Source organism: Thermococcus celericrescens, assembly GCF_001484195.1.
GTDB classification, from domain to species: domain Archaea; phylum Methanobacteriota_B; class Thermococci; order Thermococcales; family Thermococcaceae; genus Thermococcus; species Thermococcus celericrescens.
Map to the genome: position 1 here is coordinate 26,565 of NZ_LLYW01000031.1, position 15,596 is coordinate 42,160.

The 15,596-nt window shown below is 55.3% G+C and carries 19 protein-coding genes and 1 pseudogene; 9 read left to right on the forward strand and 11 right to left on the reverse strand.

The genetic code is table 11. The annotated features are described in order from the left end of the window. Positions 1-120: 120 nt before the first annotated feature. Both APY94_RS09085 and APY94_RS09090 read right to left on the reverse strand, forming a co-directional pair. On the reverse strand, positions 121-1,740 hold the full coding sequence (locus APY94_RS09085) for a sodium/proline symporter (protein WP_058939327.1): 1,620 nt from the start codon (positions 1,738-1,740) through the stop codon (positions 121-123). Beyond that, positions 1,737-1,916: a hypothetical protein gene (locus APY94_RS09090; RefSeq protein WP_058939328.1), complete on the reverse strand. Its 180-nt coding sequence runs from the start codon at positions 1,914-1,916 to the stop codon at positions 1,737-1,739. Before APY94_RS09090 ends, APY94_RS09085 begins: the two co-directional genes overlap by 4 nt. A 180-nt stretch (positions 1,917-2,096) precedes the next feature. On the opposite strand from APY94_RS09090, the gene APY94_RS09095 reads away from it, so the two are divergent. Beyond that, entirely contained in the window at positions 2,097-2,582 is a 486-nt protein-coding gene (locus APY94_RS09095) for a hypothetical protein (protein WP_058939329.1), read from the forward strand. On the opposite strand, the gene APY94_RS09100 is transcribed toward APY94_RS09095, so the two are convergent. Continuing rightward, entirely contained in the window at positions 2,579-3,745 is a 1,167-nt protein-coding gene (locus tag APY94_RS09100) for an OBG GTPase family GTP-binding protein (protein WP_058939330.1), read from the reverse strand. The genes APY94_RS09095 and APY94_RS09100 overlap by 4 nt on opposite strands. A 119-nt stretch (positions 3,746-3,864) precedes the next feature. On the opposite strand from APY94_RS09100, the gene APY94_RS09105 reads away from it, so the two are divergent. From APY94_RS09105 to APY94_RS09130, 6 genes are all read left to right on the forward strand, one after another. Continuing rightward, positions 3,865-4,317: an Lrp/AsnC family transcriptional regulator gene (locus APY94_RS09105; RefSeq protein ID WP_058939331.1), complete on the forward strand. Its 453-nt coding sequence runs from the start codon at positions 3,865-3,867 to the stop codon at positions 4,315-4,317. A 74-nt stretch (positions 4,318-4,391) separates the two neighbouring features. Further along, the gene (pfpI, locus tag APY94_RS09110; RefSeq protein WP_058939332.1) at positions 4,392-4,892 is read left to right on the forward strand and encodes a deglycase PfpI; all 501 of its coding nucleotides are present in this window, start codon (positions 4,392-4,394) and stop codon (positions 4,890-4,892) included. A gap of 77 nt (positions 4,893-4,969) precedes the next feature. After that, entirely contained in the window at positions 4,970-5,689 is a 720-nt protein-coding gene (locus APY94_RS09115) for a DUF4097 family beta strand repeat-containing protein (RefSeq protein ID WP_058939333.1), read from the forward strand. Positions 5,690-5,723: 34 nt separating this feature from the next. Beyond that, entirely contained in the window at positions 5,724-6,161 is a 438-nt protein-coding gene (locus tag APY94_RS09120) for a PspC domain-containing protein (RefSeq protein WP_342667084.1), read from the forward strand. Position 6,162: 1 nt separating this feature from the next. After that, positions 6,163-6,390, forward strand: coding sequence for a hypothetical protein (locus APY94_RS09125; protein ID WP_058939335.1), 228 nt, complete (start codon positions 6,163-6,165; stop codon positions 6,388-6,390). After that, positions 6,391-7,317, forward strand: a complete 927-nt coding sequence (locus APY94_RS09130) for a triphosphoribosyl-dephospho-CoA synthase (RefSeq protein ID WP_058939336.1) — start codon at positions 6,391-6,393, stop codon at positions 7,315-7,317. It abuts the gene before it with no gap. Here APY94_RS09130 and APY94_RS09135 read toward each other — a convergent pair. From APY94_RS09135 to APY94_RS09150, 4 genes are all read right to left on the reverse strand, one after another. Next, positions 7,301-7,582 (reverse strand): family 4A encapsulin nanocompartment shell protein, encoded by a 282-nt coding sequence (locus APY94_RS09135; protein ID WP_058939337.1) that lies wholly within the window; start codon positions 7,580-7,582, stop codon positions 7,301-7,303. The genes APY94_RS09130 and APY94_RS09135 overlap by 17 nt on opposite strands. Before the next feature lie 48 nt (positions 7,583-7,630). Continuing rightward, entirely contained in the window at positions 7,631-8,485 is an 855-nt protein-coding gene (locus tag APY94_RS09140) for a hypothetical protein (RefSeq protein ID WP_157065516.1), read from the reverse strand. A gap of 172 nt (positions 8,486-8,657) precedes the next feature. Next, on the reverse strand, positions 8,658-9,299 hold the full coding sequence (snatA, locus tag APY94_RS09145; RefSeq protein WP_058939339.1) for a neutral amino acid NAAT transporter SnatA: 642 nt from the start codon (positions 9,297-9,299) through the stop codon (positions 8,658-8,660). Positions 9,300-9,339: 40 nt separating this feature from the next. Further along, positions 9,340-9,756: an OsmC family protein gene (locus tag APY94_RS09150; protein WP_058939340.1), complete on the reverse strand. Its 417-nt coding sequence runs from the start codon at positions 9,754-9,756 to the stop codon at positions 9,340-9,342. A 59-nt stretch (positions 9,757-9,815) separates the two neighbouring features. Here APY94_RS09150 and APY94_RS09155 point away from each other — a divergent pair, with 59 nt between their 5' ends. Then, complete coding sequence (locus APY94_RS09155) at positions 9,816-10,658, forward strand: SPL family radical SAM protein (RefSeq protein ID WP_058939341.1); 843 nt, start codon at positions 9,816-9,818, stop codon at positions 10,656-10,658. Here APY94_RS09155 and APY94_RS09160 read toward each other — a convergent pair. Both APY94_RS09160 and APY94_RS09165 read right to left on the reverse strand, forming a co-directional pair. Continuing rightward, entirely contained in the window at positions 10,585-11,472 is an 888-nt protein-coding gene (locus APY94_RS09160; RefSeq protein ID WP_058939342.1) for a gamma-glutamyl-gamma-aminobutyrate hydrolase family protein, read from the reverse strand. The two genes, APY94_RS09155 and APY94_RS09160, sit on opposite strands and share 74 nt — an antisense overlap. A gap of 66 nt (positions 11,473-11,538) precedes the next feature. Continuing rightward, positions 11,539-12,795 (reverse strand): aminotransferase-like domain-containing protein, encoded by a 1,257-nt coding sequence (locus tag APY94_RS09165; RefSeq protein WP_058939347.1) that lies wholly within the window; start codon positions 12,793-12,795, stop codon positions 11,539-11,541. Positions 12,796-13,033: 238 nt separating this feature from the next. Between APY94_RS09165 and APY94_RS09170 the strand changes: the two genes are divergently transcribed. Beyond that, positions 13,034-14,002, forward strand: coding sequence for a ribose 1,5-bisphosphate isomerase (locus APY94_RS09170; protein ID WP_058939343.1), 969 nt, complete (start codon positions 13,034-13,036; stop codon positions 14,000-14,002). A gap of 59 nt (positions 14,003-14,061) precedes the next feature. Here APY94_RS09170 and APY94_RS09175 read toward each other — a convergent pair whose 3' ends face one another. Then, on the reverse strand, positions 14,062-14,904 hold the full coding sequence (locus APY94_RS09175; RefSeq protein WP_058939344.1) for a hypothetical protein: 843 nt from the start codon (positions 14,902-14,904) through the stop codon (positions 14,062-14,064). Beyond that, positions 14,904-15,596 (reverse strand): annotated as a pseudogene (locus APY94_RS13390) (hypothetical protein); the annotation flags it as partial. The pseudogene APY94_RS13390 and the gene APY94_RS09175, both read right to left, overlap by 1 nt.

The window sequence follows — 15,596 nt, forward strand, 5'->3', positions numbered from 1 at the left end:
GCCCTTCTTTATACATTGATGCTTATAAACGTTAGGTTGACCAAAAATGGTGTAAAACCACTAGTTAAATACTCCTGCGGACTGGGACGATAAGTACATGCAGAAAAGGAAAAAGGAAACTCAGGCGGTCCCTTTGGTGAGAATGAAATCAACAACGTTCTCGACCTGGCTCTTGGCCCTGGCCTCGGTGATGCTCTTCTTGCCGGTTCTCTCGATGGAAACCTTCTTGAAGATGTCCTCGTGGAGCTTGACCACGTCCTCCGGCGGCCTGGTGAACATGCTGACTATCGCGATCACTATCAGGGTCACGAAGAAGTTGATGAAGAACACCGGTATGCCGTTGAACCAGCCGCCGATGGTGCCGAAGAAGCCCGGAGCGTCCGGGTTGAAGGCCCAGCCGTATATCTTCGCCTCGAAGATGACCTCGCTGATGAGACCGTAGGCCATTCCGACTATCGCTCCCTCCTTGGTCGTCCTCTTCCACCAGAGGCTCAGGACAAGGATCGGGCCGAAGCCGACCGCGAGACCGCCCCATGCGGTGGCGACCATCTGGTAGATGACCTTCGGGCCGCTTATGGCGAACCAGAGGCCGACGAGGGCAACCGCAGCGACGACGAGCCTCGATATGTTGACCATCTGCTTCTTGCCGAGCTCCCTTCCGAGGACCTTGTGGTAGAAGTCCCTGGCTATGGCCGAGGACGCGACGAGGAGCTGGGAGTCCGCGGTGCTCATGACTGCTGAGATTATACCCGCGATGACGAAGCCCGCGAGCCAGCTGGGCATGAGTTCAACCGCCATGGCGGGGATGACCTTCTCGGGGTCGCTGACTTGGAGCATTCCGGCGTGGTACATCGCGAAGCCCAGGAATCCTGCAAAGAACGCGCCCCAGAGGACGAGTATGGTCCAGGTACCGCTGATGAAGATACCCGGTCTCCTGAGCTTCCTCGGGTCCTCAACGCTCATGTAGCGGGTAACGATGTGGGGCTGGCCGAGGTAGCCGACTATCCAGGAGGCGTAGCCTATTGCGAAAACTATTGCCGCCATTCCGGTGGCGCCGCCGAATGGGTGCAGCAGATTGGGATCCGCGCTGGCTATTATCGCCGTGGCCTTATCGAAGCCGCCTATCTCCGAGAGCGCAAGGAACGGCACTATAATGAGCGTCAGCAGCATGAACATTGCCTGAACGACGTCAGTCCAGACGACCGCGAAGAATCCACCGGTGATAACGTATGCCGTCAGGATGATGACGGTTATGATGATTCCGGTGTTGTCGCTTATGCCGAAGCCCTCAGCGAAGGTCTTTCCTCCGGCCGTGAACTGAGCGGCAACGTAGGCGGTCATGAAGATGACGATTATCAGTGCGCTCAGAATTCTTATCAGCTTGGTGTCGTCCTTGAGCCTTGCCTCGAGGTAGTCGGGGACGGTTATTGCCCTAAATTTACCTGCGTATATCCTCAATCTGGGCCCGATAAGGACGTAATCGGCGAGGGTACCAAAGAGACAGCCGATTCCGGCCCAGAAAGCACCGAGACCGCTGGAAAAGGCAGCACCCGGATAACCGAGCATCAGCCAGCCGGAGAAGTCGCTGGCCTTGTCCGAGAGGGTTGCGGCGAGGACGTGCACCTTCCTCCCGCCAACGAAGTACTGGTCCTCCGTTTTGGTGTAGCGGTTGGCCCACCAGCCTATGTAGGCTAGGAGGGCGAGGTACACCAGGAATCCGAGGAGAATTCCGCTGTTCATGCCTTACCCTCCTCCTTGAGCTGTTCTATAAGGTCCTCGTCGTAGGCCAGAATATCGTCGTCCACGTAGTACTCCTTGCCGGTTATTCTGTCCCAGTAGCCGTAGAGCAGCATTGTCAAAATTCCAAGAAACGTTGGCACAAGCAGCGTTGCCCAGGCTTCACCACTCAATCCCATTCTAACCCACCTCAATACACCGATGTCGATTAAAGGACATCAGCTCACTAATATGTGATTGACGAATATAAATTTATTGGTTTAATTATTCCGAATCATAGATGTGGCGTTCTGAAATTGTGACAAAAACCGGCGCAACTGTTAATAATATATCCAATGTATATTGAACGGTGCTGGAATATGAGGGTCAGCATAATGAGACCTATATTCAGGCCGGAGGATGTCTTGAATCCCGGCTTTGTGCTGTATCCGTACCACATCTTCCACCTAAAGCTCTTCTACAAGCGTCTGGGCAGAAGCGACCGCGTTCTCGATTACTTTGCCTACGTGGACCTCTACCGTCTCGGGGCGGAGAGGGGGGACGGATTCATAGACCTCTACGAGTGGGACGTGGAGGAGAGGAGCGTCATGGAGCCGCTCGTTGATTACGGGGAGGCGAGGATGAAAGCCTTTGAAAGCGCGATAGCCTGGGGGAACTCGAGGATCGTCTCCTGGTGGCTTCCCAGAATAGAGATAGTGCGGGAGGCGCGGGCCTACAAGGTGTTCTGGCTCTACGAAAAGGAGGGGGAAAAGCTCATCATGGACAGCCTCGACGGAAAGGAGTTCAGCCTCGACGCGGTAACCGGAAAGGGCGGGAGGAAGTGCAGGGGGCCATTCTGCCGCTAACGGGCGTGAATCTCCACTATGTCCCCGTCCTCGAGCACGTGGTCGGCCCCAACGCGCTGGCCAGGGAACTTCACGCTCTTGCCCCAGACGCGGGCGTAGCGGAAGTTCTTGGCGAAGTCCTTGTGAATCCTCTCTGCCAGATCCATAACCGTTGAGCCCTTCTTCAGCGGCACCGGTGGATAGGCAGGCTCCTCGCCGGGACTCTTGGTGAAGACGCGAATAATCCCGGCCAGCTCGTAGAGTTCGTCCTTGAGTTTGTCCAGCTGTATCTTCCTCTTCGCCGAGACGGGGATTATTTTGAACCTGTCCCCGTAGGCTTCAACGAGTTTCTCGTAGTTCTCCTTACTCCCCGGGGCGTCGCCCTTGTTGGCGATGATTATAGCCCTCCTCCAGACGAGGCTCTCGTCGAGTGCGTCTGCGAAGTCCTCGAGCGTCACGGGTTCTTTCACCGTTATCTCCGCGGAGTGAATCCTCTCCTCGCGGAGCATCTTCATGACTTCGCTTATATCGCCCTTGATGTTCTCCTGGCCGTTGATGACGATTCCGCCCATTGCGGTCCTCTTTATCTCAACCCTCGGGCGGCGTTTGTTGAGCTTTATTCCCGCCCTCTCAAACTCCTTGAGGAGGGTTTCCAGCTGCTTTACCGGATCCTGGGATAGGTCAACGACTATGGCCACGGCGTCGGCGTTTCGGATAACGCTGAGAAGCTGCGGCCCCATTCCCTTTCCGAGGGCGGCGCCCTCAACAAGGCCCGGGACCTCGACGAGCTGTATCTGAACGTCTTTGTGGTGCATCATTCCAGGGATGGGCTCGACGGTGGTGAAGGCGTAGTCTGCGACGTCGGCGTCGACGTTTGTGAGTGCCTTCATAAGGGAGCTCTTTCCAACGTTCGGGAGGCCAGCGAGGACTATCTGTGCCGCGCCCTCCTTCCTGACGCTCAGCGACGGGCCGCCACCGCCCTTCTTCATCTGACGCTGCTTCTCCAGCTCCTTCCTCAGCTCGGCGAGCTTTCGCTTTATCTGGAGTCTGAGCTTTTCCGTTCCCTTGTGCTTGGGGACGGTGGCGTACATCTTCTCAAGGGCGCGTATCTTTTCGGGAATCGTCCTGGCGTTCCTGTACTCCTCCTCCGCCGCCAGATACTCCGCTGTGACGTTCGTTGGCATCGCTGACCCTCCCAGAACTTCTAGAGGTAAAAGGTGAGCGGCGTTTTATAAAAGTATGGTTCTCCAGAATCGGCAAGTTTATATAACCTTTCGAAAATTTTTTACCGGCGGTGATGCTCATGCGAATGGGTTTGGACGATACTGACAAGAAAATCCTCTCCATCCTCCAGAAGAACAGCAGAACGCCCCTGAGGGAGATTTCCAAGGAGGTCGGGCTGGCGGAGTCAACGGTCTATGAGAGGATCAAGAAACTGAAGGATCGGGGCATAATAAAGAAGTTCACGGTCATGCTTGACCCCGACTCCCTCGGTTTCCAGATCCTGGCGTTCATCCTCATAAAATCCAAGGCCGGCATGTACGCTCACGTCGCCAACGAGCTCAAGCAACACCCCCAGATCGTCGAGATATATGAGACCACCGGCGACTACGACATGCTGGTCAAAATCAGAACCGGAGGGAGCGACGAGCTCAACGAGTTCCTTGACACCATAGGGGAAATAAACGGCGTTGAGGCCACCCACACCATGGTCGTCCTTAAGATACACAAGGAGACCACGGAGCTTCCTCTCTGACTATTTCTGTCCAGAAAGGATTATAAATATCCCCTTTCTATTTCCCTCTAAGCGTTTGGATGGAGGTGTTCTGAATGAGGGTACTGTTTCTGAGCGCCGACGGCTTCGAGGATCTTGAGCTTATATACCCCCTTCACAGGCTCAAGGAGGAGGGGCACGAGGTCTATGTGGCGAGCTTCGAGAGGGGCAAGATAACGGGTAAGCACGGCTATTCCGTCGAGGTTCAGCTGGCATTTGAGGAGGTCGATCCGGACGAGTTCGACGCTCTCGTCCTGCCCGGGGGAAAGGCGCCTGAGATAGTCCGGCTCAACGAGAAGGCAGTTGAGATAACCAGGAAGATGTTCGAGGCTGGTAAACCGGTCGCCAGCATCTGCCACGGCCCGCAGATACTCATCTCAGCCGGCGTACTGAGGGGCAGGAAGGGAACGAGCACGATAACCATCAGGGACGACGTGAGGAACGCCGGAGCCGAGTGGGTGAACGAGGAGGTAGTCGTTGACGGCAACTGGGTTAGCTCAAGGCACCCCGGCGACCTCTACGCCTGGATGAGGGAGTTCGTTAAGCTCCTTCGCTGACCTTCAACTTTTCTTTGTAACTCTTGCCGGGCGTAAGCTTTATACGGAAAATGAGGATATTTTCATTGGTGTGATGCATGAGGCGAAAAGGTGGTGCCCTGGGTGTAGTGCTCGGCGTGGCCCTCGCGGTTCTCCTGATCGGTGCGGTTCTCACCGTCTTGGCCATCAGGGGAGACATCAGCATAGACGGGATAACCCCAAAGAAAGTGGCGGGAAAGGTCGTTGAGTTTGGGGAGTTCAATGCCCCCGCGCTAGAGGTCAGAGAGGTGGTCGGCGACGTCTCGATCGTCGGCGCCAACGTGAGCAAAATCACTGTTAAGAGCAACCTGCCGATAAACGTCAGCCTTGAGAACGGTGTTCTGACTGTTTATTGTCCAACGAAAAAGGTCGGTATCAGCCACAGAAACGTCTGCAACGATTACCGGAACGGTACCGTGGTAGTGGAGGTGCCGGAAAAACTGCTTGGCCTGAGAATTGATAACGTCGTCGGGGACGTTCTCGTGGCTGCGGAGTCCACCGGAGTGGACGTTACGGACGTTGTGGGTGAGGTTAGGGGCACTTCCCGGAACGATTACCACCTCTCGGACATCGTGGGCGATGTGTATCTCAACGTCGCGGAAGGGGCGACGATAAGCGACGTCGTCGGGGACGTTAAGATAGCCGTTCCGGAGGGCTTTGGTGCGGCGCTAACGGCCAAGGACATCGTTGGGGACGTAACGAACACCGCCGCAGGAAAGAACGGCACCGTTGTGGTGATTGTGACGGACGTTGTTGGGGATGTGGAGATAAAGAGGTGACTTTTTAAGCCCCGGATTTTTCATTCCTCTGGTGATGACCATGGCGAAGGAACTTACGCGCTCTAGGGAAGACAGAATCCTTCTAGGTGTCCTCGGTGGAATAGCCGAGCATCTCAACGTTGACCCCACCCTTGTAAGGCTGATATTCGTGGTTCTCCTGGTGTTCAATCCGGCAGCTATGACGCTGCTCTACTTCCTTGCGGCTCTCGTGATACCCGAGGAGGAAACGGACACGGAAGAATCCTTCTCCGAGAGAATCGACGACCTGATAGACGAGACAGGAGAAAGGCTGGGGGAAGTGTTCTCGGGCAACGAAAACTCCAAGGCAATAGCCCTCCTGCTGATATTACTGGGTGCAATACTGCTGGCGGGGCCGTTCATGCCGTTCTTCCTACCGGCTGTTGACTTCAGAACATTGCTGGCGGTTATATTCCTGATAATCGGCATAATCCTCCTCATGAGGGGTGATTGAGATGAGAACCTTTGGCTGGATTCTCGTTTTCCTAGGCCTCCTTTTACTCCTAAGGGAGTTTCAGCCCGCTTTCCTGGACTGGCTCAGGCCGTACGCGCCGTACATAAAGGACGCCTTCTGGGGAATCACGCTTATGGCCTTCGGACTCTACGCTCTGACTAGGAGAACCGCCCGCAAGCTTGTGCTGCTCCTGTACCTACTCTATCTGCTCCTCTACTTGGTGGTCTGAATGGAGAGATGGAGAATAGTCCGCGCCTTCACCCTCGGTTCGCTCCTCGAGGCCGCGGTTCCGAAACCGGGCAACGTGAGCCGCCTCAGGGACTTCGACGACCTTACCTTCTACCACTTCCTCTTCGCCGACACAGCCGTCACAGGGGTTTACTACGAGGCCGTGAAGACGGCGGAGCTTCTGAGGAAGGGCATCCTCGAGCCCCGGGAAGCGGGACTCGGGGAGCTGATAAAGCGGGCGGTTCAGGCATCGCGCGAGGCCCAGGACGCCAACCCCAACTTCGGGGTCGTGGCCCTCTCGCTTCCCCTCATCATGGGGATGACGATGGGGATGAACATGCTCGATGCAAGGAAAAAGGCGAGGCTGCTGATAGAGGAATCAACCGTCAGGGACACGATGGAGTTCTACCGGGCGATAAGGATAGCCAACCCCAAGGGAATTCCCAGCGGCGTCAAGTACGACGTTTATTCCGACGATTCCTTCAGGGAGCTTTTCCAGGACGGGATCAACCTCGCCAGGCTCGCCGAGATAAGCTGCGGGCGCGAGCTGATATTCTGCGAGTGGCTCAAGGAATACGAGCTGAGCTACTCCACCTTCGGAAGGCTCTACGAGCTGATAAAAGAGCTTCCGCTGGATGAGGCTGTGCTCAGGGCTTTTCTTGAGCTTTTGGCTGCCAATATGGACACGCTGATAGCCAGAAAGGCCGGCCTTGAGGAGGCTAAGCTCGTTCGGGAAAACGCCGGGAAAGTTCTCGCCGGGGAACTCAGCGTTGAGGAGTTCGATGCCTTTATGCGCGAGAGGGGCGACCTGAGAAACCCGGGCAGCCTGGCGGACGTCATGGCAGTATCGCTCAGCCTGCTCGTTCTCAGGGGATTGAGGATAGAATTGAGAAACGGAAGGGTCTGGGGAGTTATAGGACGACCTTGAAGCGCTTTGCCCCGCCCAGACCGAGGCCCAGCGCCTTGCTGTCAATGACGACGGCGTCGCCGCCGAGTTCGTCGAGCATGCGTATCTTTAGACCGGAGAGCTCGAAAACCTCCTCCTCGTCGCCGAACTCCTCGTTTATCTGCGCCTTTATGAACTCGTAGGCCTCTTTTCCTAGAAGGACCACGTCTGGCTCGTATCCGTCGAGCTTCAGCTCGTTTGCCTTCTCCTCCGCGGTGCTCAGAACACGGATCAGGTCGCCTCTCATGGCTTACACCGGAAAGAGTTGTCGTGAGGGACTAAAAATGTGCCGGTTCTAACTTTCACCGGGACCGTTCTCCTCGACGGCGGTGAACGCTTTCACGTAGGCCTTCACGATGTCCTCGTCGCCCATTAGCATTAGAATCCTCGCCAGGTTCATTCTCCTTACCTCGGCGAACTCCACGTACAGGTACTCGTCACCCCTGCGGTAGAGCTTAGCAGAGACGCCCAGCAGAATGTCCCCCTTGAGAGGTTTCATCTCTGAAACCTCCCGAAAGCCCGCGTCCCTTATTCTTTCCTCGGTTGCCCTTATCACGTTCTCCAGACTGCAGTTGCACGTTCCGTTGAACCACTTGGGTACAGGCGGGTGGCCGCAGACCTTTTCGAAGTCCGTCTCGTTGCCGCATAACAGGTACTCCCAGAGGTGCCATCTCCCCTCGCCCGTTGGAATGAGGTAGTAGGCTATTCTGACTTCTCCCGCCGGCACGCTGTCCCGGTGGGAGCTTTGGGATATGATTCCACACCTTGGTTCGCTGGAGTTTTCGCACTTCCAATTTAGCATTCCAGTGTGCCAGGTGCTTCCTCTGCCGTTGAGCGTTACCTGGACCTCGCTTTTCTGTATTGCACACGGGGGGAAGATTCCCCTTTCCGTTGCCCAGGGGACTATCCTCATAGTCCCGTTTCCCTCAGCGGGCCATACCCCGGGCATTTCGGAGAATATCAGGATCGAACCGTTTTCTAGGTACCTCTCAACGTGACCTCCCTGTATTCCGGGAACGTACTTTACCGGGCTCGTGAGCGAGCAGTGATAATCTGAATTGGAGCTTTCGTCCTGCGTTAGCTTCCACGCCACCACTGCCAGGGTGAGCATCAAAAACAAGAGGAGGAACGCCCCCCGACTACCTTTCAATCACATCGCCTCCGATTGATAATGGACATGCGTAATCTTGGCATGTCCCAAGTGGGAATTGCATTACAAAATATGCCACTGGATTATTTAACTCTTTCTACCATCAAAAGTGAAAACCTAGCCAAAATCAAGTTATAAAAATTTAGGTCTCAAACAATAAAATCGTGAAACGTTAAAGCCCGAACGCCCCCTTGATGCCGTTGATTATCATCTGAACGGCCATCGAGGTCAGTATCAGACCCATCATTCTCGTCATGACCTTTATTCCCACCCTTCCGAGCTTCTTTTGTATCCCGTTCGAGGAGCAGAGGATCAGCCAGACGGTCAGGCCTATCGCGAGAATGCTCGCTATCACTGTCGCCTTTTCCGGAACGCCGTGGCTCTTCGCCATGTAGAGCATCACGGTTGTTATCGCACCCGGGCCGGAGATTAGGGGTATGGCGAGCGGGATTATGGCAACCTCCTCCAGCGTAACCACTTCCTCGCTGAACTCTTCCGTCTCCTCTTTGCTTATCTTGACCGTCGAGAGCCGGCCCGAGAGCATGTCCATTGCCATCTTGAAGAGGAGTATGCCGCCCGCTATGGCGAAGGCATCGATGCTCGAGCCGAAGAACTTGAATATCCACTCCCCTATGAGTGCGAAGACGACGAGGGTCACGATAACCGTGGTGGCGGTTTTTTGTGCTATCTCCCGTCTCTGGCTCCAGGAAAGGTCGTGGGTGACCCCGAGGAAGACTGGAACCGCTCCGACCGGGTTCGTTATCGCGAACAGTCCGCCGTAGAGTATGACGAAGTACTTCAGGTACTCGAGCAAGCTACCACCCTTCCGGGCCGGAGAAGAGGGGGTTAAAAAGTTAATCCTTCCCCCCGCGGATAATCTCGAAGGAGTACGTGACCTCAGCACCGCTCAGTTTAACGTGTGCGCTGGCCGAGCAGTATTTGTCCTGGCTCAGCTCTATCGCGCGCCTGGCCTTCTCCTCCTTCACGTCGCCGTATATCCTGTAGTGGAGGTGGATTTTCCGGTATATCTTCGGGTGCTCCTCCCTCCTCTCGCCGCTGATCTCGACCTCCAGCCCTTCGATCGGCTCGCGCATCTTCTGGAGAATCATGACGACGTCGTAGGCGGTGCAGCCGGCAACGCTCAGAAGGAGGAGCTTCATGGGGCTTATCCCGCCCTCCCCAAGTATGACGGAGCATTTGTCGCTCTCCACCCTGCCGATGAACTGATAGTCCTTGAACCACTCAACCTTTCCCTTCACAGGTTCGGTCATGAGCATCACCGGTTCCACCTCGGGCAAGGCCTTTAAAGGGGTTTCTGAAACTTGAGGTGATGTACATACGTCCCTTTGACCCCTGGAAGGCGAAGCTCTGCACCTGCCCCTTCAAGTACACGCTGAACGTCTATACCGGCTGCGACCACGCGTGCGTTTACTGCTACATAACGGGCTACATCCCCAACGCCTTCCGCGTACGGACAAAGGATGGGCTTCTTCCAAAACTGGAGCGTGAGCTGAGGCGTTTTGACCGGCGCTGCATCATCGCCCTCTCCTACTCCTCGGACCCGTATCCAACGATTGAGCGTGAGCTGGGCATAACCCGGAGCGTTCTCAAGCTCTTCAAACGCTACGACGTCCGCTGCCTGCTCCTCACGAAGTCGGAGGTCTTTGAGCGCGACCTGGACGTTCTGAGAGAGCTTAAGTGTGCCATCGGGATAACGGTAACCACGGTGGATAAACGGAAGGCGAAGCTGCTGGAGCCGAATGCTCCCTCCCCGAGGGCGAGAATCCGGGCGCTTGAGAGGGCCAAGGATGCTGGTATTCCAGTTTACGCCCGCATTGACCCCATAATACCGTTCTACACGTGGGAGGACTTCGAGGAGACGCTCGATGCCCTGAGCTTCGTGAACCATATAACGGTCTCGACCCTCAAGCTGAGGCCAGATTCAAAGGGGAGGATGTTCGCCAAGTTTCCGGAGCTGATGGAGAGGCTCTGGCCCCTCTACGAGAGGGGGGAGAAGATTGGGGGATACCACTACCTGCCTCGCGAGCTGAGGTTTGAGATCCTAAGGGAAGCGGAGAGAAGGATTCTGGAAAGGGGAATCACGTTTGGGTCGTGTCGGGAGGGCTATCGGTCGTTTCCGAGCTGTGATGGCTCTCACCTTGTTCCTCCGTAATGGATGGGGCTTCTTCGATTTCCGCCTTCCCGAGCTTTTCCTTGAGCTCCGCCTCTATCTCGACCCTCTCAAGCTCGAGCCTCTTCGCCCGGTACTCGGCCGCTGCCCTTACGAAGGCCTCGTACAGTCTCTCCATCTCCGGAAGGTATTCGGGCTGCCACTGGACCCCCATGATGAAGCCCTCTGCATCCTCGGCGCCCTCTATTGCCTCGATCAGCCCATCGACTGCATACGCAACCGGCCGGATTCCTTCGCCCACCCTCTTGACGGCCTGGTGGTGGAAGCTGTTCACCCGGAGATAGACCTCGTTGGTGCCCTCTATGTCCAGCTCGTCCTTGAGTATCCCGTAGAGCTTTGAGCTCATCTTTATCCTGACCCCGTGGACGCGCTGGCTTGGCCCTATGAGTTTGAGCTCCCAGTTGTGCTTTATTGCCTTGGGTATCTCGTTGAGGTCTTGGTAGAGGGTTCCGCCCAGGGCCACGTTTATGACCTGCATGCCCCTGCAGATACCGAGTATTGGAACACCCCTCTCAACGGCCTTTTTCACGAGGCTTATCTCAAACTCGTCCCGGTCAACATCGACGTACTTGATGGCACTGGAGGGGTCCTCCCCGTAGAAGTGGGGGTGAACGTCGGGCCCCTCTATGAGGAGTATGCCATCGACGTGCTCCAGAACCTCGTCCGGTGAGGCGGCGGTGTTGAAAACCGCGGGGATTCCGCCGGCCGCCGCGATCTTCTCGATGTGAGTTTTGTCCAGAAACAGTCTGTTCCTCGTGTGGTCAATCTGACCGATTATACCGATCAGCGGTTTCATGACTATCACCTTAACTGCAGTTCTAAGAAGGGGATAAAAAGCTTTGCGAAAGGAAAAGAAGAGTGGTCAGCCCTTGAGGGCCTTCATCTCTTCCTCTATGACCTCGGCGAGCCTCTTGACGCCCTCGCGTATCTTCTCCTCGGGCACGTAGGTGAAGTTCAGGCGCATCGTGTTCTTGACGTCACGGTGAGCGAAGAATGCCTCACCGGGAACGTAGGCGACGCCCTTGGAGACGGCTTTCTCCATCATGAGCTTGGTGTCGATGCCCTCAGGGAGGGTGACCCAGATGAACATTCCTCCCTCGGGCTTGGTCCACCTGACACCCTCGGGCATGTACTCCTCGAGGGCCTCGAGCATCGCGTCCCTGCGCGGCTTGTAGAACTCGATTATCTTCGGTATCTGCTCGTCGAGGTAGCCCTCCTCAACGTACTTCCAGGCGATGAGCTGCGCGAGCGTGTTGGCGCAGAGATCAACGGCCTGTTTGGCTATCTCCATCTTTCTTATGAAGTGCGGGTGGGCGGCTATCCATCCGAGCCTGAATCCTGGCGCGAGTATCTTTGAGAAGGTTCCGAGGTAGATGACCCTTCCCTCGTCGTCGAAGTGCTTGATCGGCGGGATGGGCTCTCCGGAGTAGCGAAGCTCCGCGTAGGGGCTGTCCTCAACGATGAGGAAGTCGTATTCCCTCGCGAGCTCGATGAGCCTCTTCCTTCTGTCGAGGCTCATGGTGACGCCCATTGGGTTCTGGAAAGTTGAGACCGTATAAACGAATTTGATCTTCTTGCCCTCGGCGTTGAGCTTTCTGAGCTTCTCCTCGAGGAGATCGACCATCATTCCGCTGTCGTCCATCGGGATGCTGATGAACTCGGGGTCGTAATACTTGAACGCATTGAGTGCTGCGAGGTAGGTCGGTCCCTCGACGACGACCATGTCTCCGGGGTTGATGAACGTCCTTCCGATGAGGTCGAGGGCCTGCTGGCTGCCGGCGACCATCATTATCTCAACCTTGCTGGTTGGAATGCCGTAGCGCTTCTCCATCCAGTCCGCGAGGGTAAGGCGGAGCGGGGTGAAGCCCTTGGTGGTACCGTACTGGAGCGCCTTGTCGGCGTGGTGGGTGAGAACGTCCTGGGCTATCTCCTTGATCTTCTCAACCGGGAAGGTCTCCGGGGCGGGGAGTCCCCCGGCGAGGGAGATAACGTCCGAGCTCTCGACGAGCTTGAGGAGCTCCCTGATCTCGGATGCCTTCATTGATTTGGCCTTGTCAGAGAAGTACGTTTCAAAGTCCAGTGAACCTGAACCCAGCTTGCGCATGAGTTTTTCCTCCACTTCCGTTCCCCCCATTAAATGCACACTTTTGAGCACGTCACCAATTCTATACACTTAACGATGGCGGCGATTGGTTATAAATCTTTCTGCAATGGTCGTTAGGCCCATTTACAAATGTAAAGGATACCATCCTAGTATTTTTCCTTACATCAAGGAACTAAAATCTTCATCGATGAACATAAAAAGCTCTATAAACCCTCCCGACATAATATAGGGTTACCAGCAAGGGGGGATGGAAATGCCTGTGGTGAATGAAGTGCTCGAGATTGCCCAGGAGATCAGGGATATGAGGATAAGGGGTGCGGGCAAGATAGGGCGATACGCGGCCTACGCCCTTCAGATTCAGGCTGAGAAGAGCGGAGCGACGGACGTTGATGCGTTCTGGGACGAGATGAAGAAGGCCGCCAAGCTTCTCTATGAGACGAGGCCCACCGCCGTCTCACTCCCCAACGCGCTCCGTTACGTCATGCACCGCGGGAAAGTGGCGTACGCCGGCGGGGCGGACCTTGAACAGCTCAAGTTCATCGTCATAAACGCCGCAAAGGAGTTCATTCACAACTCTGAGAAGGCTATCGAAAGGATAGGCGAGATGGGGGCGAAGCGCATAGAGGACGGGGACGTCATAATGACCCACTGCCACAGCAAGGCTGCCATAAGCGTCATGAAGAGGGCCTGGGAGCAGGGCAAGGACATAAAGGTCATCGTCACCGAGACGAGGCCGAAGTGGCAGGGCAAGCTCACCGCGAAGGAGCTGGCGAGCTACGGCATCCCGGTAATCTACGTCGTTGACTCGGCGGCCAGGCACTACATGAAGATGACCGACAAGGTGGTTATGGGCGCGGACAGCATAACGGTCAACGGAGCGGTCATAAACAAGATAGGAACCGCCCTCATAGCCCTCACCGCCAAGGAGCACAGGGTGTGGACGATGATCGCCGCGGAGACCTACAAGTTCCACCCCGAGACGATGCTCGGCCAGCTGGTCGAGATAGAGATGCGCGACCCGACCGAGGTCATTCCCGAGGAGGAACTCAAGACCTGGCCGAAGAACATCGAGGTCTGGAACCCAGCCTTCGACGTCACGCCGCCGGAGTACGTGGACGTCATCATAACCGAGCGCGGCATAATCCCGCCGAGCGCGGCGATAGACATACTCAAGGAGGAGTTCGGCTGGGCCCTCAAATACACCGAGCCCTGGGAGGACTGAGTGTTTTCTCATTGTCCCCCTTATTCTCTGCCCTTTCGACCGTGAAAAATGAAAATGTCTTAACCCTCGATGCTTCCCGCGGTGAAGGCTTCCGCGTAGGCCTTCACGACTTCCTCGTCGCCCATTAGCATTAGAATCCTCGCCAGGTTCATTCTCCTTACCTCGGCGAACTCCACGTACAGGTACTCGTCACCCCTGCGGTAAAGGGTTGCCTTTAACGGTACGAGATGCTCATTGCCACCAGATATATCCCACAAAGAGACGTGTACAAATCCTGCTGACTTTACGGCATCATCGACCTTGGCCATTAGTGTTTCAATTGAACATGTGCACCCCACTTTAACGTCTTCGAACTTCACAGGGCCGCCCCACGCTATTGACTTGTAAACCCTAAATTCCCCTTCTTTGGTTGGAACAACATAGTAAGCGAAGTACACTTTGCCGGCGGGGGCCGGGGAGCTTTTTAGTTCCTGTGGGGTCACTTCACGCGGTTCGTTGCAGTCCACATGGTTGAGTACGGGCCACAGGAGTACGTATCCCGGTTCCATAAGCTCGACAAGCCCGCTTTGTCCCTGGAGCACACAGGGGGGTTTGATGCCCAGTTCCTCGGTCCAGTTGCTCTCTTCCGTGAATATCTGGAGGCCTCCCTGGGGTGGGGTTTCGTTTATCACCATTCCCCTCAGGTACATCTCTGCGAAATGCACGGCCGTTCCGTTTTGGTTGTACTCGACGATGTCCATTCCATCGTCCGCGAACATAACGTGAACTGCCGGACACTCGATTTTTGTCTCTGACTTCTCCAGAAGACAGCTTTTTTGACCCCGTTCCTCTCTTGCAAAATAAAAAAGCAACAAGATGATGAGGAATCCAGTAGAGAAAAGAACCAAGAGTTTAGATCTCATTAAGGCACCTCCGGTACTGATTGCGGAGTTGGGCACTCTTCTCCTGAATCGCACATTTGTATTGGAGTTATGGTGACTACCCATGCAGAGACCATGTTCCCGACATCAAAAAGTATCCACGCGTAATACCCTATTACCATAGAACCTGCAATGGGAGCACAACCGTCCCATTTAGCCCATGGGTCTATTGTTGGTCCTACGTTAGATGGATATTGCCAGGATCCATTACCAAGATCCGTTTCGGTCCACGCAGGGACGTCATAGATTATCTTCTCGGACGTTATGGTTGCCAGTGGGATAATTGGATATCCCGTTTTTGTAATTGTGAATAGTGTGGATTCTGTTGACCTCCATTCGTCTTGGTTTTTATTTACTTTGGCTTCTGGAGGAAGTTCGTATTTTTCTGGTTTTCTGTATTCCCTGCCCTTCATGTCCACAATCTTGTCTCCAGTTAAAATGCCGTAGTTCAGTCCGCTGAAGTATGCGGGGCGGTAGGTTTTTACTCCTTTTCTCGTGGCGAGTTCTTTCATTAGGTCGCTTGGGGTCTTCTCGCCAAAGCCTGCCTCCAGGATTGCCGGTGGTAGGTTCCTGTTGGCTGACACTATTATGTAGCCTATGGTTTTTCCATTCTTGACCATTCTGAATTCGTAAGCTGCTAATCTACCGTCGGGGAAGTAGAGGGGTGTTGGGTT